We start from the raw sequence: 21586 nt of genomic DNA, 5'->3' as shown, positions 1-21586 counted from the left end.
ACGTTCCCAGGATGCCGTCATGACCCGCAAACGTCGCTCCCGTCCCCTGCGCCTGCTCCTGCTGAGCGCCGCGATTTCGACGGTCCTGCTCGATCAGGCATACGCACAGTCCAGCCCCTTCGTCCGTCGTGGTGCCGATCCGTCTGCGCAGGCGGCACAGGCGGTGCAGCAGCAGGGCGTACAGGCCGCGGCTGCGGGCCAGCTGGCGCAAAAATCCCTGCAGGCATTCCGGCGTGCCGCGCAGGCACGCCAGGCACTGGATGCGACCCAGGCGGCAGCACGTGCGGCGGCCGCGGTGGCGCAGGCCTCCGCGGTGCCGGACGGTCTGGTGCGCGGCGGCCTGCAGTTACCGGACAACCTGCAGGTCGACCCGGGCAGCGTGAGCGCCGGCGATCGGCGCCTGGGCCAGCGCAACATCTGGCTGGGCGCCAGGGCGCCAACGCAACAGCTCAGCGACGGCACCACCCAGGTCACCGTCACCCAGACCCAGAAAAAAGCCATCCTCAACTGGGAAACCTTCAACGTCGGCAGCCGCACCCAGCTGCGTTTCGATCAGTCGGCCGGTGGCAGCGATGCCGCGCAGTGGATCGCCCTGAATCGGGTCAATGACCCCGGCGCCGCGCCGAGCAGGATCCTCGGCAGCATCCAGGCGCCGGGACAGGTGTATCTGCTCAACCGCAACGGCGTGCTGTTCGGTGCCGGCAGCCAGGTCAATGCGCATTCACTGCTGGTGTCTTCGCTGGATCTGTTCGACCCCAATCGTGCGCTCAGCGATCAGACCTTCCTCAATCGCGGTTTGTTCGGTGCCGCCGGCCAGAGCGGCGTGGTGTTGACCGGCATCGATGCAGTCAGTGCCGGCAGTGTGCCTGGCGATATCCGGATCGAATCCGGCGCACGCCTAGCCAGCGGCAGCCAGGGGTATACCCTGATCGCCGCGCCCAACGTCAGCAACGCCGGCAGCGTCAGCGCGCAGGATGGCCAGGCGCTGCTGGCTGCCGTGCTGGGCTTGCGGCAATCGCAGGAGCTGCAGCAATTGCTCGGCAGCAGCGGCTCGATTGCCCCGCTGGGGTTTGGCGCGTTCGTCACGCCCAGCGGTTCGGACCTGTCCGGCGTCGGCACGCTGGATAACAGCGGTAGCGTGGTGGCCACCCGCGGCAATGCAAGCCTGGTTGGCTACAACGTGCAACAGCGCGGGCTGGTGCAGGCCACAACCAGCATCAGCCGCCCCGGCAGCGTGATGCTGCTGGCGCTTGGCCAGGACAACCAGATCGGCGACAACACGCTTGCCGGCTACAAGGGGGGCGGCCTGACCCTGGCGCCCGGCTCGGTCACCACTGCCCTGCCCGAGCTCGATGGCGAAACCACCACCTCCAGCGCTGCCTCCGATCTTGCCTTCGTCGGCCCGAAGATGGTGCTGGCCGGTGCGCAGATGCAGCTGCAATCGCAATCGTTGACCTTCGCTCCCGGCGGGACGCTGGACATGCTCAGCCTGGCCGCGGAGACCGGCCAGGTCAATCTGCGCGGCCGCAGCGCGCTCAACAATCGCTTGATGATCGACAGCGGCGCGCAGGTCAGTGTATCGGGTATCGCCAATGTGCAGCAGCGCATGCAGGACAATCTGGTGCGTATTCCCCGCGTTGGCTTGAACGAGCTGGCCGATGCGCCGCTGCAGCGCAATGGCGTGCTGTTCCGCCAATCGCTGCAGTTCGACCGCCGCGTCAGTGGCGTGCGCGAGGATGGACAGGCCTGGGTGGGCAGCCCGCTGCTCAATGCCCAGGGCTATGTGGACCAGGTACCGCGTGCGATCGATGAACTGCTGCAGGACGGCGGCACTATCACGATCGCCGCACGCGACCTGGTGATTGCACCCGGCGCGCAGCTGGATCTGGACGGCGGCTATGTGCAGACGCAGGGCGGCATGGTCGAGACCGCGCGCCTACTCGGCGCCGATGGACGCCTGCACGATCTGGCCAGCGCCGATCCCAACCTGCGGTATCTCGGCATCGCCGGTAGCCAGTCGGTGCAACACAGCCGCTGGGGCGTGACCGAGCAGTTCGCCAATCCGCTACTGGGCAGCCGGCGTTACTTCGAGAGCGACTATCTGCAAGGCGGCAATGGCGGCGCCCTGAACATCGCGCTGGGGCGCGAATTGAATAGCTCCGGCCTGGTGGTACTGGGCGGCAGCATCTCGGCGCAGGCAATCGCCGGGCGTTACCAACGCAGCGACGGCCAGATGCCGCAAGGCGGCACGCTGAGCATCAACAGCGATTCCGCGCTGTACAACGCAACGCTTGGGCAGACCAACGGCACGCCGCGCGATCCGCGCAGCTGGCAGATCGTGAGCACTGCGATCGAGATGCCGCAGGGGCTGCAGCTCGACACGCCCAGCGCCGCGCTGCCCGGGAGCGCAGGCACCGCGCAGCAACGCGACAACCCGTTGTTCTGGTCGCAACTGTCCACCCGCATGCTCGACGGCAGCGGCCTGCACAACGTGAGCATCGGCAATGCCCCGGTGATTGCGGTCGATGCGGACGCGCAGCTGCAGGTCACCGATGGTGGCCGCATCGCCTTGCAGGGACAGCGCGTGGAGATCGACGGTGGCCTGAGCGCGCGCGCCGGCACGATCGCGGTGCAGAGCAGCGGTGGCGTGGTCAGGCCGCAGGATTGGCGACCGGGAGCCGTCGAGGTGCCGGAACGCGGCGACCTGCTGCTCGGTAGCACCGCACGCCTGGACGTGAGCGGGCGCTGGGTCAACGACGATCGGCGGATGACGCTGGACCCGGTGGGGCGCGCTTTCGTCGATGGCGGCAGCATCACCCTCGATGCCTTGCAACAGGCGCTGGGCGACGCCGACAACCCCACCGGGCGCGACGTCAGCGCCTCGCTGCTGATCGCGCCCGGTGTGGTGCTGGATGCCTCCGGCGGCGGTTATGTCGCGCCCGATGGCACGCTCACCTTGCGCCATGGCCGCCCGCTCGGCCAGGGCGGTGACATCGCCCTGCACACCTACCAGCGCCCCCCCGGCGACAACGCCGCATCGCCGACCTACACCGCAGACCTGCCGGTAGCCGACAACGCCGGCCGACTGCAGTTCGACCCGGCCAGCCTGCACGCAGACAGTTTTGCCGGCGGTGGCACGCTGAGCTTGCGTGCCTATGGCGTGCAGATTGGCGGACAGACGCCGGGCGATGCACGCGTGCTGCATCTGGATGGCGACTTTTTCGCCAACGGCAGGTTCGGCGCCTACGAACTGGCGGCCGAACACGACGCCACGATCGTCGCGGGCACCCAGGTCCGCGTGAGCCAACGCAGCCTGCTCCCCGACTTGCAGGTGCTGCGTGGCGCCCCGAGCGATCGCGCGGTGACCTCCGGTGCGGCGCAGCCCGGCGGAAACGGCTACGCGCATCTGGGCCAGCTGGACCCGTTCTACCGCCCTGCGGCTGACTTCTCGTTGCGCGGCGGCGACTTCATCGGCCGGGTGGCGGGCAACCCCAGCCTGGACAGCGCCACCGGCCAGACCGTGCTGGAGACCGGCGCGCGCCTGCTGCTGGATGCGGGCGCCAACCTGCACCTGGGCGGACGCGGCCAGGTCACGGTGCTGGGCGAGATCCAGGCGCATGGCGGCAGCATCGCCATCTCTGGCGACACCTCGTCCACCTCCGGCCTGTCGCCATCGCCCGATACCAATGCCAACCAGCCGTACGCGCTGCCGGGCAAGTCGGTGTGGCTGGGCGAGCGCAGCCGCCTGGATGTCTCTGGCATTGCCCTGCTCGATCCACAGGCCGCGTGGCGGCCCAGCGCCGCGGGGCTGGTGCAGCCGCGCAGCGGACGTGTGCTCGACGGCGGCAGGATCACGCTCAGCAACGACAGCGGCGCAGTGGTCGTGGCCGCAGGCGCGCAGCTGGACCTGCGCGGCAGTGCCGCGGTGCTGGACCTGCCCAGCGGCAGCGCGGTGATCGGTGCCGGTGATCCGTTGCAGGCGCAGACGGTGGGCAGCGCCGGCGGTGAGCTGCAGCTGGCAGCAGCCACCGGCCTGTTCTTCGACGGCAGCATCCGTGCTGCCGGCGGCACTGCCTTGGATCGCGGCGGCAGCCTGTCACTGCAGCCGCTGCAATTGCAGTCCGGCAATGGCCTGCTGCTGCCGGGGCCGAGCGGCGTGATCTTCACCCAACACGACAGCCGGCTGCCGCACAGTGCGCGGCCCGGCGTGCCGCTGACCGAGGCGAACGCGGCGCCGGGGCCGGGGCCGTTGTACTTCGCCGCCGACCGCCTGAGCGGCAGCGGCATCGATACGCTGGTGGTGGGCGACCAGACGCCGGATGAAACCCAACCGCTGGTGCCGATCGGTTTCGCCGGCGATGTCGCGCTGTCGGTGTCGCGTGCGTTGCTGTTCAACGCGCCGTCGTATGCGCTGTTGCGTGGCGACGCTCAGGATTTTTCCGCACTCGCCGACAGCAGCCGGGTCGCGCTCAGCGCGACCTATGTCGGTCTCAACGGTTACCGCCCGCAACGCGCCGGCGACGTCCGGCTGGCCGAGCCGCGTACCGGCGGCGATACCAGCTTGCAGGTGCAGGCGCAGCAGATCGACATCGGTGGGCAGGTGGCGTTCGACGGGGTCGGCACGGCGGTGCTGTCCAGCACCGGAGCGCTGCGCTTCCACACCCCCGTGGCCTATGCCTACGCGCAGACCGCCAACGGCGCTGCGATTCCGCGTGCCGGCGAACTGCTGACCGCTGGCGATCTCACCTTGCGTGCCGCCCAGATCTATCCGGCAAGTGGCGAGACCTTCCTGGTCCGCGCGCTCGGCGCTGCCACTGCCGATGGCAGCCGCGCCGACACCCGGATCCAGCTGCAGGCCCAGGGCGAGGTGCCCTCCGTGCCCTTGTCGGCAGGCGGTACGCTGGCGCTGGACGCCACCAGCATCGTGCAGCAAGGCCGCCTGCGCGCGCCCGGTGGCCGCCTGCTGCTGGGCGTGGCCGACCGCAGCGATGGCGCTGCCGATCCGGTGTTCGGCGATCGGGCCACCACGCCCACGCGCGAGGTGCGTCTGACGGACGGCAGCCTGACCTCGGTCTCGCTGGAAGGCGCGGTGATGCCGTACGGCACCACGGTGGATGGCAATCAGTGGCGTTACGACGGAACTCCGCAAGGCACCTCGCCAGCCCTGACCGCACTCCCGCAGAAACAGATTCGCGTGCAGGGCGAGGCGGTGGCGCTGGATGCCGGCGCTCGTGTGGATCTCTCTGGCGGTGGCGATCTGCTGGCCAGCGAATGGGTCCCGGGAACCGGTGGCAGCCGCGACCTGCTGTCTTCCAGCAACACCAGTTATGCCAGCGGCACGGCCACGCCGCTGCCGTTGTATCCGGACGGGCGCAGCGTGTACGCCATCGTGCCCGGAGTGCAATCGCTGCTGGCCGCCAGCGACGCCAGCTTCGAACGCAATGGCGGCGCGCCTGCACTGGGCAGTGCCGTGCAGCTGGAGGGCGTCCCCGGGCTGGCCGCCGGCACCTACACCTTGCTGCCGGCCCGCTATGCCACCTTGCCGGGCGCATTCCGGGTGGTGGTACGCCCCGACAGCGTCGATGCGACATCTGCGCTCAACCTGGTCGCACCCGATGGCAGCGCTGTGGTGGCGGGCCATTTCGTCGACACCCTCAGCGGCACGCGCAGCGCTCGCAACCAGCTGTTCGAGGTGCAATCGGCCGCCACCTGGGGGCAATACTCCGAATACACCAGCACTAGCGCCACCGCATTCTTCGGCAGCCGGCCGGGTGCCACGCAACTGCCACGCGATGGCGGCCAGCTGATCCTGGCCGCCGGCGACCGGCTCGGCCTCGGTGCAACGCTGTCCACCGCGGCGTCCAGCGGCGGTAATGCAGCGCAGGTGGATATCGCCGCCCGTGCCTTGCAGGTGCTCGGTACCGGTCAGGCGGCGGCCAGCGGCTATGTCGGTATCGAGGCCGGCGCACTCAATGCGCTCAATGCCGGCAGCCTGCTGCTGGGCGGCGTACGCGAACAGACCGCAGACGGCACGCGCGTGCATGTCAGCGCGCAGACCGTGCGCGTGAGCAACACTGCCGACAGCGCGTTGCGTGCGCCCGAACTGCTGTTGACGGCCGCCGGCAGCACCCAGGACGACGGCGTGTGGATCGATGCCGGCAGCGTCTTGCAGGCGCAGGGCGGCAGCGGCACCCGTGCCGGCGCGCCTTTGCTGTTCGGCAGTGTGGGCGGGGAAAGCGGCGACGGCGCGTTGCTGCGGCTGTCCAGCGTTGGCGCAGCGAGCGTGCAGCGCGCCAACGTGCCGGACGCAGCGCAGTCGCACGCCATGTTGCAGATCGGCAATGGTGCGCAGCTGGACGGCGGCGCGGCACTGACCCTGGATTCCACCGGCGCCAGCGCCATTGCCGCCGGTGCGGTGCTGCGCGGCGAACGGATCGACGCCAGCGCCGGTGAGATACGGCTGGATGCCCAGGCCGCCAACAGCGACGCCGACGGGCTGGTGCTCGGCCTGGCCAGCCTTGCGCAGTTCGCGCAGGCCAGGGACATCAGCCTGCACAGTTATGGCGACATGCGCTTTGCCGGTGGACTGGACCTGCGCGTGGACAATGCCCTGACGCTCAGCGCCACGCGTTTTGTCGGCGACGGCCGCGATGTGGGCTTGCGTGCGGACCGTTTGACCTTGTCCAACCTGGGCGCAGCAGCGGCTGGCGCGGGCGCGGGCGACACGCTTGCCGGCAGCGGTCTGCTGCACCTGCAAGGCCGCGAAGTTGCTTTTGCCGGCGGCGAGAAACACCTGGCCGGTTTCAGTGCGGTGGCGGTGGATGCCACGCAACAGGTGCTGGTGCGCGACCGCGGCCAGTTCGATTTCGGCACTGTGGATGTGGACCTACGCGCGCCACTGCTGCAGGCCGATGCCGGTGCCGACCAGGTGCTGATCACGCAAGGCGCCCTGCGTCTGCAACGCACCGCAGGCAACATCGCGGGTGCGGGTGCGCTGGGTGGCCGGATCACCCTGCAAGGCGGCAGCATCGACAGCACGGCGCTGATCCGCGCCAACTCCGGCGCCATCCATCTGCGCGGCACGCAAGCCGGCGTGCGCCTGCACGACGGCGCCAACCTGGATGCCGCCGGCATCGCGAACGTGTTCTTTGATCGGGTGCAGGCAACGCCGGGCGGCAGCATCACGCTCGATGCCGTGCAAGGCGATGTCAGTGCCGACGCCTCCACGCGGTTGGATGTGCGCGCCAGCGGCGCCGCCAATGCAGGTGCGCTCGCGCTCTCGGCCACCCAGGGCAGCATCAGCCTGGCAGGTGCCATCGACGGAGGTGCCGCGCAGGGCCAAGGTGGCCGTTTCACGCTGGATTCGGGCGCTGCGGTGGCGCTGGATCCGCTGTCCTTGCAACTGGCGGCTGGCGGATTCACCGGCAGCGTGGATGTGCATGCGCGCAGCGGCAACCTGGTGCTGTCGGCCAACCGCACGCTGCGCGCCGCACGTGTCAGCCTCACCGCCGACGGCGGCGCGGCAGCGGCCAGCCGCGATGCGCAGAACGGCACTGTGCGCATCGACGGGCGCATCGATGCATCTGGCAGCCAGGGCGGCAGCATCGCGCTGTGGGGGCGGCACGGCGTGGAAATCAACGGCCAGCTGCTGGCGCGTGGCAGTGCTGCCGACAAGCGTGGCGGCAGCATCCAGCTGGGTAGCAGCGGCATGGCCGACGGCACGCTCAATCCCGACTTCGGCTACCAGAATGTGCAGGCCGCAGCGGCCGGCAGCATCGCCATCGGCGCTGCCGCCGTCCTGGACGTTTCCGGTGGCAGTGCGGGTGGCTTGTCCGGCGGTGATGTGCAACTGCGCACGCCACTGTTGAACGATGGGGAGGTCAACGTGATCGTCGCCGATGGCGCCAGCATCCGTGGCGCACGCGAGGTCGGCCTGGAGGCATACGCGGTATGGAGCACCACCGATGCCAGCAGCGATCCGGCCAAGCATTTCGATGGCATCGTCGACCCAGCCGGCTGGTACGACGCGCAGGGCAACCTGCTGGCCGGCAGCTGGTCGGATCTGGCCGGCAACCCGGTGGCGACGGCGCCCACTACCCCGGCGCAGATTGCCGACTACCTGAGCCGCTACGTGTTCACCCCCGATAGCGCGAACCTCACGCATCGGCAGTTCTATGGCTATGCCGACGATGCGGCGGCTACGCCCGGCACCTTGATGGGCTTCGTGCAGCGCCCGGGCTTCCGCTTCGAGCAACGCCTGGCCACGGTGCCCAATCTGCGTGCGCGCCCCGGCATCGAATTGCGCAATCCCGATCCCGGCATCAACGGCGGCGAAATCCGCGTGCTGAGCAGCTGGAACCTGGGCGCCGGCGCAAACCGCAATCAGCTGGATTTCCGTTACAACGGCACCGCGCCGGTGGTCAGCCTGCGCGCCGATTCCGGCGTGATCATCAAGGCCAGCCTCAGCGATGGGTTCTACCAGCTCAGCAACCCGTTCGGCGGCGGCGGCCCGCAGGCCACCTACCCCACCGCGCAAGCCGGTTACCAGGCGGTGCTGGCCTTCGGCCAGGACCAGCTGTTCGCTTCGTTGGATGGGCTGGTGCCGGCGCCACCGAGCAGCCTGGGCGGCGACCAGGAACAGGCCGCGCAATACTACGGTCAGTACCTGCAACTGCTCGACATGCTGCAGAAGCCACAAGCGGAGTTGTCCAGCTCCCTGCCCCCGTACGACACCTTGCTGGGTGGCTTCATCGGCAATTACTCGCCCGATCTTGCGTGGCCGGTGCAGGACTATCCTGGCCAGCCGATCGCGCCCGGCGCACCGACCTCGCCGGCGGACTACCCGCAGTATCTGCGCAACTACGAACGCTATGTGCTCGATCTGTCGGCGTTCTACACCGCGCTGGGCGAGTATCCGCTGCCCACCTTCACTCCTCCCTCGCTACCGGTGCTGGGGGCCCTGTTGCCGGCAGCCACGCAGAACACGCCATCGTTGCAGGTCAATGCGAACAACCCGTTGCCCATTGCCACTACCAGCTTGATCGGCGGCGACAGCAGCAGCTACCGCATCGTGGCCGGCGCCGACTTTGCCGGCATTCGCCCCGATGGCCTGCGGACCGGCAGCACGGCGGATGTGGTGCTGGACGGCCACCAGCGCTATCGGCAGGCGGACAGCAAGGACCTGTTGTTACCGAATGTGGTGCGCACCGGCACTGGCAGCATCCTCATCGCCGCGGCGCGCGATCTGCAACTGGCCGATGCGGACGCACCGGCCAGCATCTACAGCGCGGGCCGCCCGGCCGCCGGCAGCGAGGTCGGCACCAATGTCACCTTCGTGCGCAGCGGCGATCCCCAGTCCGGCGGCAGCGTGAGCCGCGCGGCCGACCAGATCGTCAGTGCACAGGCCAATGCCGAAGCGGCCGGCGATATCCAGTTGCAGGCCGGACGCGACATCCTCGGCAATCGACAGATCTACGATCGCGACGGCAGCCGTACTGGCCTGGTCGACAACTATGTCGGCCAGTATTGGTGGCCGTGGTTGCAGGTCGGCAACCCGGTGGGCGCCGATGGCGCCACGCCACGCGCGGGGCTGATCAACTACGGAGGTTTTGCGCAGGGCGTGCTCAGCAGCGGCGGCGACGTCGCGGTGCAGGCCGGGCGCGATATCCGCGAACTCTCGGTGTCGCTGCCCACCAGCTACGTGCTCACCGCCGACGGCCGCCAGACCTATGCAGGTGGCGACCTTGACGTGGCTGCCGGACGCGATGTCCTGGGCGGCGACTACTTCGTTGCCCATGGACAAGGCAGGTTGAGCGCCGGCGGCAGCCTGGGCAGTGCGTTCTCGCTGTCTGCGCAGGGCTTCGATGCCGGCGGCACGCAGCGGCAGGTGAGCAGTGCCATCGATCCCATCCTCGCCTTGCAGGAGGGGCAGTGGTCGGTGCATGCCGGAGGCGACGCCGCGCTCGGCGCCATCGTCAATCCGTCGTATCTCAACGCGTCCGGAACCATCGGGCCGTTGCTGGGCGACAGCACGCGCGCCACCACCGATTATGGCCAGGCATCGTCGGTATCCATCGATACGCTGCAGGGCGATCTGCGGCTCGGCACGCTCAAGCTGCCCGGCCTGCTGTTCTTCCACGGCCAGCGCGACCGCGGGCGCGATACCGACAGCGTGTTCCTCACCGACGGCGTGTTCGACAGCGTGTTGCCCGCACAGTTGTCCGCAACCGCCCACGCCGGTGCGATCCAGATCGAAAACAGCGGCCGCCTGTTCCCATCGGCGCAGGGCCAGCTGCAACTGCTGGCGCAAGGCGATATCCGCCTGTTCGACAACACCTTTACCAACGACAAGCGCAAGTTCGACCTGGCGATGCTCGACGAAGCCGGCGCCTATGCCGGCGAAGACATCGCGGCGGCGGCAACCGACAAGCTCAACCTGCATCGCGACGATACGCAACCGGTGCGCGTGTACAGCCGCGACGGCGACCTGGTGGGTGGCTATTCCCTGGATGGCTTCATGGTCAATCCGCTGACACTGAAACTGCCCAAGCAGGCCGACATCCGCGCCGGCGGCGATATCGTCAACCTTGACCTGCGCGCGCAGAACTATCGCCTGACCGATGTGACCCGCGTACAGGCCGGGCGCGACCTCTATTACACGCCCGTGCAGGGCGGCCCCGACCAGGGCGAGGTCGTGCGCTGGAGCTGGCTGGAACTGGCCGGCCCGGGCACCTTCGAAGTGGAAGCCGGACGTAACCTGGGCCCACTGACGTCGGCCAACGAAGCACTCAGCGCCCGCCTGCTCAACGATCGCAACGCCGGCGGCATCCGCACCACTGGCAACCGCAGCAATACCGCATTGCCCGGCGACGGCGCCGATCTGGTGGTGCGCTATGGCGTTGCCAATGGCGAAGATGCCGATGCATTGGCGGGGCAGTACCTGGATCCGGCCAGCGCGCAGAGCACAGCAACCTATCGGCAGTGGTTGCTCGCGTTCACCCGCCTGCACGCTACCGACGCGCCGGCAGCAGGCACGCCGTCGATCGCAGCGGCCGAGCGTGCGCTCACTACGGCACCGGCATCGTTGTCTACGCCAGCCGAGGCCTGGCAGGCGTTTTCGCAACTGCCGGCCTCAACGCGCAGATTGCTGACCGAGCGGGTGTTCCTGGATGTACTCAAGCAGGTCGGCGAAGGCTATGCCACGCCCTCCAGTGCCGACTTCCAGAAATATGCGCGTGGTTACGCGGCCATCGACCTGCTGTTCCCCTCGCGCCTGGGCTACACGCGCAACAATCTGGACGGCGGCGCCAACGGTGCCAGCGTGCGCAACCTAACCGGCACGCTGGACATGCGCGGCTCCACCCTGCAGACCGAACGCGGCGGCGACATCCGTGTGCTCGGCCCGGGCGGCGGCTTGCAGATCGGCAGCGTGCTGGCGCCGCCGACCGTCGTCGACGGCCAGGGCAACGTGCTGATCGGACCGGCCCAGCAAGGCATCCTGGCCGTGGGACGCGGCACTATCGGCATCTTCACCGACGCCAACGTGCTGTTGGCGCAGAGCCGCATCTTTACCCAGCGCGGCGGCGACCTGACGGTGTGGAGTTCCAATGGTGACATCAATGCCGGCAAGGGCAGCAAGACCAGCGCCGAACGCTCGCGCGCCAGGTACCTGTGCGACCAGGACCAGTTCTGCATGCTCGATGCCAGCGGCCAGGTCAGCGGTGCCGGTATCGCCACCCTGCAGCTGACTGCCGACGATCCGCGTGGCAACGCGGTATTGGTCGCACCGCGCGGCACCGTGGACGCCGGCGATGCCGGTATCCGCGTCGCGGGCAATCTGGTGGTTGCATCGCAATTCGTCGCCAACGCCGACAACATCCAGGTACAAGGCGACGCGGTGGGCGTGGGCACCACGCGCAGCGTCAACACCAGCGCACTCAGCAGTGCATCCAATGCCGCCGCAGCCGTGGCCAATGCAGCAAACGACATGGCCAAGCGGCCGCCTACCGTCAATGACATGCCGTCGGTGATTACCGTGCAGGTGGTCGGATTCGGCGAATGCGCCGACAACGATCCGCGGTGCCGACCGGGACCATAAACATGGTCTCGGTCGTGCTCGTCACGCAACTGCGATATCTGCACATGAGGCTGCAGTTAATCTGACAGATTGATAAAAAATAATACGTGGTCGTAAATAAAAATCGCGAAATGTCGCATTTACCGGGCGTCATAAAACAATCCGCGATTTGTCGCACCACCATAATGCAACGCGCGCAGCCTGTGATTGCGATAGCGACTCATCGCATTCACTCGCACGGATACACCCATCCGATCCGCTGTTTTCCAATGAAGGAGAAAAGCAGTGCGTAATTTCATCAAATCCCCCGTTTCGCTGACCGCCGCCCTCGCGGCCGCCCTCGTCGTGCTGGCCGCTCCGGCAATGGCCGCAGAAAATCTGTATGGTGGTGGCGCCACGTTCCCGGCCCAGCCGTATGTCGGCAATGCCTACCTGACGCCGAATCCGGACGCGCGCCTGTCCACCAATGCCGGCAATACCGCTGGCGGTTCCAGCACGGTTGCCGGCATCAGCGCCGGATCCATCTTTGCCGCCTACAGCGCCGGCGCCAACAGCAACAAGGTGTCCTACTGCCAGACCGGCAGCGGCACCGGCAAGAACAGCCTGGCCGGCAGCATCGCCGCCAACCAGGCCTGTAATGATTTCAGCGTTGCCCCCGCCGGCCTGAGCGCTGCATCGGCCACACCGGATTTCATCGGCACCGATGCGCCGTACAGCACCACCGATTACCAGGCCTTCCTCAATGGCAGCAATGCCGCCGCCCGTGTCGGCGTGGTGCAGATCCCGACCATCGCCGGCGCCATCGCAATCGCTCAGAGCACCGCGACCACCGCGCTGGCGCTGACCTCCGCGCAGGTCTGCCAGGTCTACTCCGGCCAGGTCAGCGACTGGTCGCTGGTATCCGGCAGCGGCGCCACCGGCCCGATCAAGATCGTGTACCGCACCGATGGCAGCGGCACCAGCTTTGCGTTCACCAGCTACCTGGCGCGCACCTGCAACGGCACCGCCAATGTGCCGTCCGGCTTCACCTTCACCCCGAACCAGACCTTCAATGCGGCCCTGCCGGGCGGCGTGAGCACGGTGTACGGGTCGCGCGGCATCGGCGCCAGCGGCAACAACGGCGTGGTCACTGCCGTGCGTGCCAGTGCCAACACCAACGCAGTGGGCTATGCCGACATCGGTGAAGTGCTGCTGCAGTCGGCCAGGTACGCCAAGGTCAACGGCTTCGATCCGGCGCTGTTCGGCCAGAACGCCACGCCGGTGTCGCTGGCGGCCACGGCACTGCTGAGCGGTCGTGTGCTGGACGGCGCCACCGTCAACGCCGCGCCGGGTAGCGGAACGCAGGCCACCAAGAACTGCGTGCGCCTGGTCAACCCCGCTGCGGCCATCACCAATGCCTACCCGATCGCAGCGATTACCTACGTGGCCGGCTACACCAATGGCAACGGTAGCGCGGCGCACGTGCAGGCCTTGAAGGATCTGTTCGGCATCTTCTACAGCAGCACCACGCGTCCGGCGCTGCCGGCCGGCTTTGCGTATCTGGACGGCGTTGCCGCATTCCGCACCTCGGTGCAGAACACGGTGAGCACCTGCCTGCAATAACACGCACGCAGTGTTGTATGCGTCACAAGCGAACGGCGGGCAGCAATGCCCGCCGTTTCGTTACAGGCGCCGGTTGGTAATGCGCGTCGACATCGGCAACCATGCGCTCGAAACAACCGGATTGCCGGCATCCAGGCATTCCTGCCTGACAGCGCTCGATGCAGCGTGCGATCAGCCAGTGTCCTGCCTGAGCCAGGTCGTGGACGCCGCGACCGCCAGCATCGCTGCGGCCACCGCCATCAACGCGGCCGTCAGTCCCCAAGCGTGTGCGGCGAAACCGACCAGTGCGGGGCCGGCCAGCACGCCGGCATAACCCAGCGTGGTCATCGCGGTGATCGCCATGCCCTCCGGCATGGCGCGCTGCTGTCCTGCCATCGAGAACAATGCGGGCGCGATATTGGCGCACCCCAGGCCGATCAACGCATAGCCGAGCAGCGACAGCTCCCACCACGGCGTGAGCACCGCCACCGAGAAGCCCACGCAGGCACATACACCGCCCAGCATGATCGCGCGTGTGCGTCCCAGGCGCTGCACCAACGCATCGCCGCACAGCCGCATGGCGGTCATGGTCAGTGCGAAGATCACATAGCCCGCGCCGGCCTTGGTGGCGTCGACATTGCGAACCTGGGTCAGGAACACCGCACTCCAGTCCAGGATGGTGCCCTCGGCAAGGAACACGACAAACGCCAGCAGGCCGATGAACAGCGCGCTGCCGCGTGGCCATGCCAGCAATGGTCCTTCGTGCGCGGCTCGCTCCGTTCTCCAGTGCGGGGCCGCGATGGCAGTCATCAACACGATGGCGAGCACGCCGCTCATCGAGGACAGCGCCGGTGTCATGCCACTGCTGAGCAGCACTGTCATCAACAACGCGCCGGCAAACCCGCCGATGCTGTAGAACGCGTGGAAACCGGACATCATCACCGTACCGCTATCGCGTTCGACCGCCACTGCCTGCATGTTCATCGTGCAGTCCATCGCGCCGACGCCGGCGCCGAACACGAACAACATCGCCCCCAACGCCACCGCAGACTGCAGTGCACTTAAAAACGGCAGTGCCGCGCACATCATCACTACGGTGACCAGCATCACGCGCCTGCAGCCCATGCGCGATGCCCAGAGGCCGGCAAGCGGCATCGCCAGCAGCGATCCCGCGCCCAGGCAGAGCAACACCACACCCAGCCTGGCCTCGTCCAGCGCCGACTGCTGTTTGGCGAAGGGAACCAGGGGTGCCCAGATCGATACCGCGAATCCGGGAATGAAAAAGGCCGCGCGTGTCGCGAGTTGCTGCGCGCGTGGCGAGGATGACTGCATCCCTGCCATCAACGCGGGCACCGGGAACGTCGTGGGACAGCAACCACCAGATCAGGACAGATCATGAAGATCCTTGCCCAGCACCGGGCCGAGTTCCCAGTTGGAGAACTGCACCTGCAATCCTTCGCGCTCGGGCGTACATGTCATCGGCCCCACCAGATAATGCGCGGCAACCGGGAACGGGCACAGTCCCACCAAGGGCCAGTAGTTTCCGTCCCGGGATGCCTGCAGCCGCAGCACACCCTTTTCGACCGTGGCACGCATCCAGAAATCGGAGGCATCGCCTTCATACGGGCCGGTAGCCCAATCCGAGGTTGCATTGGTGAGCACGCTGCTGAGCATGGCGCGCCCATCGCTGAGCTCGATGCCGGCCTTGACCCAATGCTGCTCGTCGACACGGATCATGATGCCGGCCTGATCGTAGAGCTGCTCGAACCGGGCGCGCACGCGGACCTGGCAGGTGAATGCCGCCGGGGCCGCGATGCCGAGGAAATGCCCGCTATCACGCGTGAACCCGTAATGGGTCTCGCGCCAGAAGTCGGTTCCCTCGTCGGTCACGACGTCGAGCACATCCCCTTGCAGGACGCGATGCACCTTCGGTGCGTTGAGCCAGGTGCCTCGCTGCCAGGAGCTGCTAGCCACCGCGCCTGCACCGGTGGCCATGACCATGCCGCCGGCCGCCAGGCCACCCAGGGTCAGCCTGCGCCCGACATCGACCTGCTTGGATTCATTCATGTCTTCCCTCTTCGAGTTCGCCACACCGCAAGCGCCTTCATCTGCCTTGAGGACAGCGGCAATGGCTAATTTGTACATCCGTACCAATTGGCGCGTCAACTCTGGATTACCATCGCAGCATCGAAACAGGCGTGGATACAGATGAGCGGCAGGACGTGGCGCCAGGACCCCCATCGCAAGGAACACATCGAACTGGCCACGCTGCAGGTGGTGGTGGACCACGGTGTGGCCGGCACGACCTTCCGCAAGGTTGCCGAGCAAGCCGGCGTGCCGTTGAGCGCGACCACCTATTACTTCGGGTCCATGCACGAATTGCTGATCGCCGCCTTCACCCGCTTTTCGCAGGAGGTCTCGCACAACTTCGCCGCCGAGATCCGCACAGCCAGGAACCGCGACCAGGCCTGCGACGCGGTGGTCAGCATCATTTTTGCCGACGCCACCGCATCGCCACGGATTCTGTTGCTGAGCTACGAGCTGTACGCTTTCGCCCGCCGCCATCCGGAGATGACAGCCATCATGGAGCAATGGATGGCACGCAGCAGGACTGCGCTGGAGCTGCATTTCTCCAAGCCCGCGGCCAGCGCGATCGACGCGTTGATCGAAGGCATGACCATCCATCGCTCGGTGGTGCGCATGACCAAGAAGAGCGTGCGCAATGCCGTGGGGCAGCTGGCCCTGTTGTAAAGGCCGGTGGCCGCGCATTCTTGCGAGAGCTGGCACGGTCGTACCTCACTCCAATTGCCTTTTCCAATCGCCTCTTGCCACCGGCAGACGCATTGCAGTGCGCTTGTTTCTGTCACGCGATGATCGACTGGCATGCGATCGTCGGCTGGCGTGCACTGGCCTCACGCGCCGGATACCAGCAACGGCCTGCCCCGCTCCCACCTGTCCAAGGCCGTTCGTGACCTATCTTTCGCTGTTCGCACTGTCGTTGATCGCTGCCACCTTGCTGCCCGCGCAGTCAGAAGCGGCATTGGCGGCGCTGTTGCTGGACGGCGGCTCGGTCACCGGGCTCGTGGCCGTTGCCAGCCTCGGCAACGTACTGGGCTCGCTGATCAATTGGTGGATCGGGCGCGAGGCGCTGCGCTTCCAGCAGCGGCGCTGGTTTCCGGTCACGCCACGCGCCCTGGAGCGTGCCCAACGCTGGTACGGGAAGTACGGCAGGTGGTCGCTGCTATTGAGCTGGATGCCGATCATCGGCGACCCGCTCACCTTGGCCGCCGGGGTGATGCGCGAGCCACTGCGCATCTTTCTGCCATTGGTAGCGATCGCCAAGACCGCACGTTACCTCGTGGTTGCTGCGGCAACGCTGACGCTCATTCCCTGAGCCTGGACGCGGCGTGCAGGGGGCCCGGCGTGAGGCCACGCCGCCCCTCATTGCGCACGGCCGCTTAACGCGGCGCGCCTATGCTGTCGGCGCGCCGCAAGCCTGAAGCGGTGCACAGGACGCTGCATATTGGACATCGCAAAGGAGATCGTATGAAGAAGCTGCATAGCACGCTGCTCGCTGGATGCCTGCTTGGCCTCAGCCCCCTGGCCTCTGCCGAGGTTGCCAACCTGACCAATAGCGCCGATGGCGCCAACCGCGAGGCCGGCATCACCGCGGTCAAGAAGAAGCTGCAGGAGGCCTGCGAGTCGCGCAAGGGCAAGGTGGACATGGCCTCGTTCGAGGTGGTGTTCGAAAAGACCAGCACCAATCCGGATGTGCCAAAACCCTATTACGTGGATGGCAAGATCAAGTGCGATCTGCCCTGAGTGCATGGTTGCAGTATTGCTGCCATCTCAGTCGCTGAGAGCAGCCAGGAAAACGGGTGCATCGCCACCAGCGGCGTGCGATCGGTACGCGACATCGGCATGCTCCGTTCGTGGACTCCGTTTCCGGGCGTGGCCTCTGCAGCCATCTGAAGTGCGCTAGCGAAATGCTCTTCGCTGCTCTTGAATCGGTACCGAGAGGCCCCGCATTGCGGGGCTTCTTGTTTCTGCCTGCGGTGTGCTCTTCATCGCGCGGCATTGTCGCTGGCACGCTGCCCAGTCGCCGACTGCCACGCGGCCGGCATGGCGCACGCGCATCCCATCGTCACGCATCGTGGGCAAACGCAGTGCACTGGACATCGGCGCGATCGTCGCATGGCGTGGGGAGCCCGGCCGGGTTGCCGATCGGCGCCCACGTTGCCGCGCGCGTTGGCGAGCAAAGCACACTGCTGGCGCTGGCCGCGCAACTGGAACGCGCACAACCCTGGGCCGTACGCAGTCCTCCGCTCAATGCCAGCGCGGTGGCCGCTGCAGGCGCTCTTGTGGCGCTGCGTATGCTGCGCCAGCGCATTGCATGGAAAGATGCTGCATCCATCAACGGCGCGGAACGTTTGGCGCCGCTGCCAGCGGCTTGCTGGCGCGCAGCGATTGCAACGGTGCGAATTCAATGCCGGCTGGGAAGAACGTGTTATGCAATCGACGTACCTGCCGAGCGTTTCAGATGCCATGACGAGATCATGCCGCAGCAGGATCACGCTGCAACGCTGTCACGGCGCGAACGCCGTGACAGCCTGCGTCGGGATTGCTCGCACCGCCTCAGCGCATCGCCTGCGGCGGCGATGCTGGCGCGGTGTCGGGAGTGACACGCCAGATGATATTGGCCAGGTCATCGGCCACGATCAGCGCGCCGCGCGGGTCGACCGTGACGCCTACCGGGCGGCCGCGCGTCTTGCCATCCTCACCGTGGAAGCCGGACACGAAGTCGATGGGGTCACCCGCGGGCCGGCCGTCGCGGAACGGCACGAACACCACCTTGTAGCCCACCGGCGGATGACGGTTCCAGCTGCCGTGCTCGCCGACGAAGACGCCGTCTGCGAATTTCGCACCCATTACCGGCGCGGAGAACGCAACGCCCAGTGCTGCCACATGCGAGCCCAAGGCGTAGTCCGGCTCGATTGCCGAGGCCACCTTTTGTGGATCCTGCGGCATGACCCGCGTGTCCACGTGCTTGCCCCAGTAGCTGTAGGGCCAGCCGTAAAAGCCGCCTTCGCGAACCGAGGTCAGATAGTCGGGCACCAGGTTAGGGCCGATTTCGTCGCGTTCGTTGACCACCGCCCACAGCACGCCGCTGCCGGGCTGGATGGCCAGCGCAGTCGGATTGCGCAGGCCGGTGGCATACGGCCTGTGCGCGCCGGTGGCCGCATCGACCTGCCAGACCTGCGCACGATCGATTTCGACATCCATGCCGCGTTCGGTGATGTTGCTGTTGGAGCCAATCGCTACATACAGATAACGCCCGTCTGCACTGGCGGTGAGCGCCTTGGTCCAGTGATGGTTGATGGCCGACGGCAGGTCGGTCAGCTTGCTTGGCGCGCCGCTGGCCTTGGTCTGGCCGTCGCGGTAGTCGAAGCGCACCAATGCATCCTGGTTGGCGACGTAAAGCGCATTGCCGATCAGCGCAAGCCCGTACGGCGCGTTGAGCTTGTCGGCGAAGACGGTCTTCAATTCATAGGTGCCGTCACCGTCGGCGTCACGCAGCAAGGTCAGACGATTGCCGCTTTTGACCTGGGTGGTGCCCTTGGCCTTGATCGGGCCGGCAATGATGTCCTTGGGCTTGAGCTTGGGCGCAGAGCCGCCGCGGCCTTCGGCCACCAGGATGTCGCCGTTCGGCAGCACCAGCGTCTGCCGCGGAATGGCCAGATCGCGCGCGATGGCGGTGATGCGGTAGCCCGCCGGCACGGTCGGGGTGCTGTTGCCCCACGCGGTGGGCTCGGCGATCGTCATGTCCGGCAGCACGCCGCGATCGGGTGCCGGCAACTTGGGCGTCGCGCCATGCTGGTTCAACTCGGGCGCCTGACCACACGCTGCCAGCGCGACAGCGAGGATGGAGACCGCAAGCACTCGGAATTGGCGGCTCATCGTGCACCTCCCAGACGCAGACCGGACAGCCCCGACCAGGCGGCAACCACCGCAAATAGCGTCGCAATGCCCGACAGCACCAGCGCCCCCGGCATGATGGCCCATGCGTCGCGTGCGTGATGCAGGGCATCGAAGAAGCCCACCACCCAGGTGGCCACCAGCGCCAGCAGGTAGACCCGCTTGCCGTTACCGCGGACCAGCCCGATCACCGCGGCCAGCAATGCAATGGTGGTCATCACCATCGCCCCGACCAGCAACCACGACGCGAAGTTGCTCCACTGAATCTGGTACGAGCTCCAGTAGGCGTAATCGCTGAGTAGCGTGCCCAGGAACAATGGCCACACGCCGCCGAGGATGGCGGCGTGGAACGGATGGATGGCCCGCAAGCGGGTCGGGACAGCGGTTGCATTCATGGCGGACTCGTATGGCATGGCAAGACGTGAATCCGATGCTGCCAGCTTGCATGTGATGAGCAGGACGATATGGGCCGGACGCCATGCCTGTGTCCCCAGGCCATTGCGTTGCTGGCCGATGCATGCGGGCGCACTCCGCTACGACGCCGCGGTCGACGCAGCGCCACCACGCGCAGGCCCGCATCGGCAATCTCGACCGCCCCCCCGAGTGTTGCCACATTGATCGCTGCAAGACGCCGCTCGCGCAGGTCTTCACCACACCACCGACCAGGAACATGTTCGAGTGCAGCAGATCCGTCCCTACAGGCCCGCCGACCTCGCTGCGTGCCTGGCGTTGTTCGATGGCAATACACCCGGGTTCTTCACCGCCGAGGCGCGCGGCCACTTTGCGCGCTATCTGCGCCAGCACGCGCACGACCGGAACTTTCAGGTGATGCAACGCGGCGATGCCTGGCCGCACACCAGCGTCGCTACGCTTGGAATCACGCGCATCGACCCCTAGATCTATGAGTGCCCCCATGCTGCATATCGGCGCGATGCCCGCTTGCGTGCGGCATGCGTCGCGTTGCAGTCCTCTGTGTCGTTGCCCCTCCCCCGCGGCAGCATCTCCCCCGGAGTCAATCGTGATGCCTATTTCCGAAAGCCTGTCGCCCAGGCAGCAAGCCATCGCCCCGATCGCCGCATTTGCGGCAACGGGCGATATCGAACGGTTGAAGCCGGTGCTGGACACCGGCCTCGACGCAGGCCTGACCATCAACGACTGCAAGGAAGTGCTGGTGCAGGTCTACGCTTACGCCGGCTTTCCGCGCAGCCTCAATGCGCTGGCGGCGTTGATGCAGGTCATCGAGGCACGACGGCAGCGTGGCGTTGTCGACCCGCCTGGCGATTCGCCGGGCCCGGTGCCGTCCGGCCAGGCATTGCTCGCAGTGGGGACCGCCAATCAAACCCAACTGGCAGGCACACCGGTGACCGGGCCGCTGTTCGAGTTTGCGCCGGCCATCGACCAGTATCTGAAGACCCATCTGTTCGGCGACATCTTCGCGCGCGACAACCTGGACTGGGTGAGCCGTGAGCTGGCCACCGTGAGCATGCTCGCCGCGCTGGAGGGTGTGGAAGCGCAGTTGCAGTCGCATCTGAAGATCAGCCTGAACATCGGCGTGACCACGGCGCAGCTCAACGCATTGGCACAGGTGCTGGACAAGCGTGTCGGCGCCGCCGCCGGCACGCGCGCCAAGGCGGCACTGGCGAAGACGCAGTAGGCATGCGTCGTTGTGAGAATACCGCTGGCTGAAACCTGCGTGCCTGGCGGTGATCAAGCCGAGCCGGCATTACTCAGCGCTGTCGCCGGCGGCTGGCGGTGTGGGTCCAGCGAAAACAGGAGTTTCCAGATCACCCAGCCTGTCCTGTTGCGTGGTTCGCCCAGGCCGGCGGTGATCCGACACCGGGTCAAGGCCGGGCACCTTCACGTATGTAATGCAAAGCAGGCCTGTTCGCGCCCGGTCATCTGCGCAACCAACCACTGCATCGACGGCGGATCTCCGTCGCCGGTCGCCAGTCG

11 protein-coding genes are annotated in these 21586 nt (G+C 67.0%); 7 read left to right on the top strand and 4 right to left on the bottom strand.

From position 1 onward, the window contains the following. The first annotated feature begins 19 nt into the window (after window positions 1-19). Window positions 20-12097 (top strand): filamentous haemagglutinin family protein, encoded by a 12078-nt coding sequence (locus A7D17_RS20905; RefSeq protein WP_064510861.1) that lies wholly within the window; start codon window positions 20-22, stop codon window positions 12095-12097. Window positions 12098-12361: 264 nt separating this feature from the next. Continuing rightward, window positions 12362-13678 (top strand): PstS family phosphate ABC transporter substrate-binding protein, encoded by a 1317-nt coding sequence (locus A7D17_RS20900; RefSeq protein WP_153042012.1) that lies wholly within the window; start codon window positions 12362-12364, stop codon window positions 13676-13678. 171 nt (window positions 13679-13849) lie between these two features. Here A7D17_RS20900 and A7D17_RS20895 read toward each other — a convergent pair whose 3' ends face one another. Continuing rightward, complete coding sequence (locus tag A7D17_RS20895; RefSeq protein WP_064510859.1) at window positions 13850-14989, bottom strand: MFS transporter; 1140 nt, start codon at window positions 14987-14989, stop codon at window positions 13850-13852. 51 nt (window positions 14990-15040) lie between these two features. Continuing rightward, window positions 15041-15658, bottom strand: coding sequence for a DUF1349 domain-containing protein (locus tag A7D17_RS20890; protein WP_239692263.1), 618 nt, complete (start codon window positions 15656-15658; stop codon window positions 15041-15043). Between the two features lie 207 nt (window positions 15659-15865). Between A7D17_RS20890 and A7D17_RS20885 the strand changes: the two genes are divergently transcribed. The 3 genes from A7D17_RS20885 to A7D17_RS20875 all read left to right on the top strand — a co-directional run bounded on the left by A7D17_RS20885 (window position 15866) and on the right by A7D17_RS20875 (window position 17479). Beyond that, window positions 15866-16408 carry a TetR/AcrR family transcriptional regulator gene (locus A7D17_RS20885; protein ID WP_064510858.1) on the top strand — a complete coding sequence of 181 codons (543 nt, stop codon included), beginning with the start codon at window positions 15866-15868 and terminating at the stop codon, window positions 16406-16408. 217 nt (window positions 16409-16625) lie between these two features. Further along, window positions 16626-17051, top strand: coding sequence for a YqaA family protein (locus tag A7D17_RS20880; RefSeq protein ID WP_064510857.1), 426 nt, complete (start codon window positions 16626-16628; stop codon window positions 17049-17051). 152 nt (window positions 17052-17203) lie between these two features. After that, complete coding sequence (locus tag A7D17_RS20875) at window positions 17204-17479, top strand: hypothetical protein (protein WP_064510856.1); 276 nt, start codon at window positions 17204-17206, stop codon at window positions 17477-17479. 813 nt (window positions 17480-18292) lie between these two features. On the opposite strand, the gene A7D17_RS20870 is transcribed toward A7D17_RS20875, so the two are convergent. Together A7D17_RS20870 and A7D17_RS20865 are read right to left on the bottom strand one after the other, a co-directional pair. Beyond that, a complete protein-coding gene (locus A7D17_RS20870; RefSeq protein ID WP_064510855.1) occupies window positions 18293-19615 on the bottom strand; it encodes a PQQ-dependent sugar dehydrogenase in 1323 nt (440 codons plus the stop codon). After that, window positions 19612-20028, bottom strand: a complete 417-nt coding sequence (locus A7D17_RS20865; RefSeq protein WP_064510854.1) for a hypothetical protein — start codon at window positions 20026-20028, stop codon at window positions 19612-19614. Before A7D17_RS20865 ends, A7D17_RS20870 begins: the two co-directional genes overlap by 4 nt. Before the next feature lie 283 nt (window positions 20029-20311). Between A7D17_RS20865 and A7D17_RS20860 the strand changes: the two genes are divergently transcribed. Both A7D17_RS20860 and A7D17_RS20855 read left to right on the top strand, forming a co-directional pair. After that, complete coding sequence (locus A7D17_RS20860) at window positions 20312-20530, top strand: hypothetical protein (protein WP_064510853.1); 219 nt, start codon at window positions 20312-20314, stop codon at window positions 20528-20530. Between the two features lie 124 nt (window positions 20531-20654). Then, complete coding sequence (locus tag A7D17_RS20855; RefSeq protein ID WP_064510852.1) at window positions 20655-21287, top strand: carboxymuconolactone decarboxylase family protein; 633 nt, start codon at window positions 20655-20657, stop codon at window positions 21285-21287. Window positions 21288-21586: the final 299 nt, after the last annotated feature.

Origin of the sequence: Xanthomonas floridensis (genome assembly GCF_001642575.1) — a bacterium.
GTDB classification, from domain to species: Bacteria; Pseudomonadota; Gammaproteobacteria; order Xanthomonadales; family Xanthomonadaceae; genus Xanthomonas; species Xanthomonas floridensis.
This window is presented reverse-complemented; position numbering and strand designations above follow the sequence as displayed.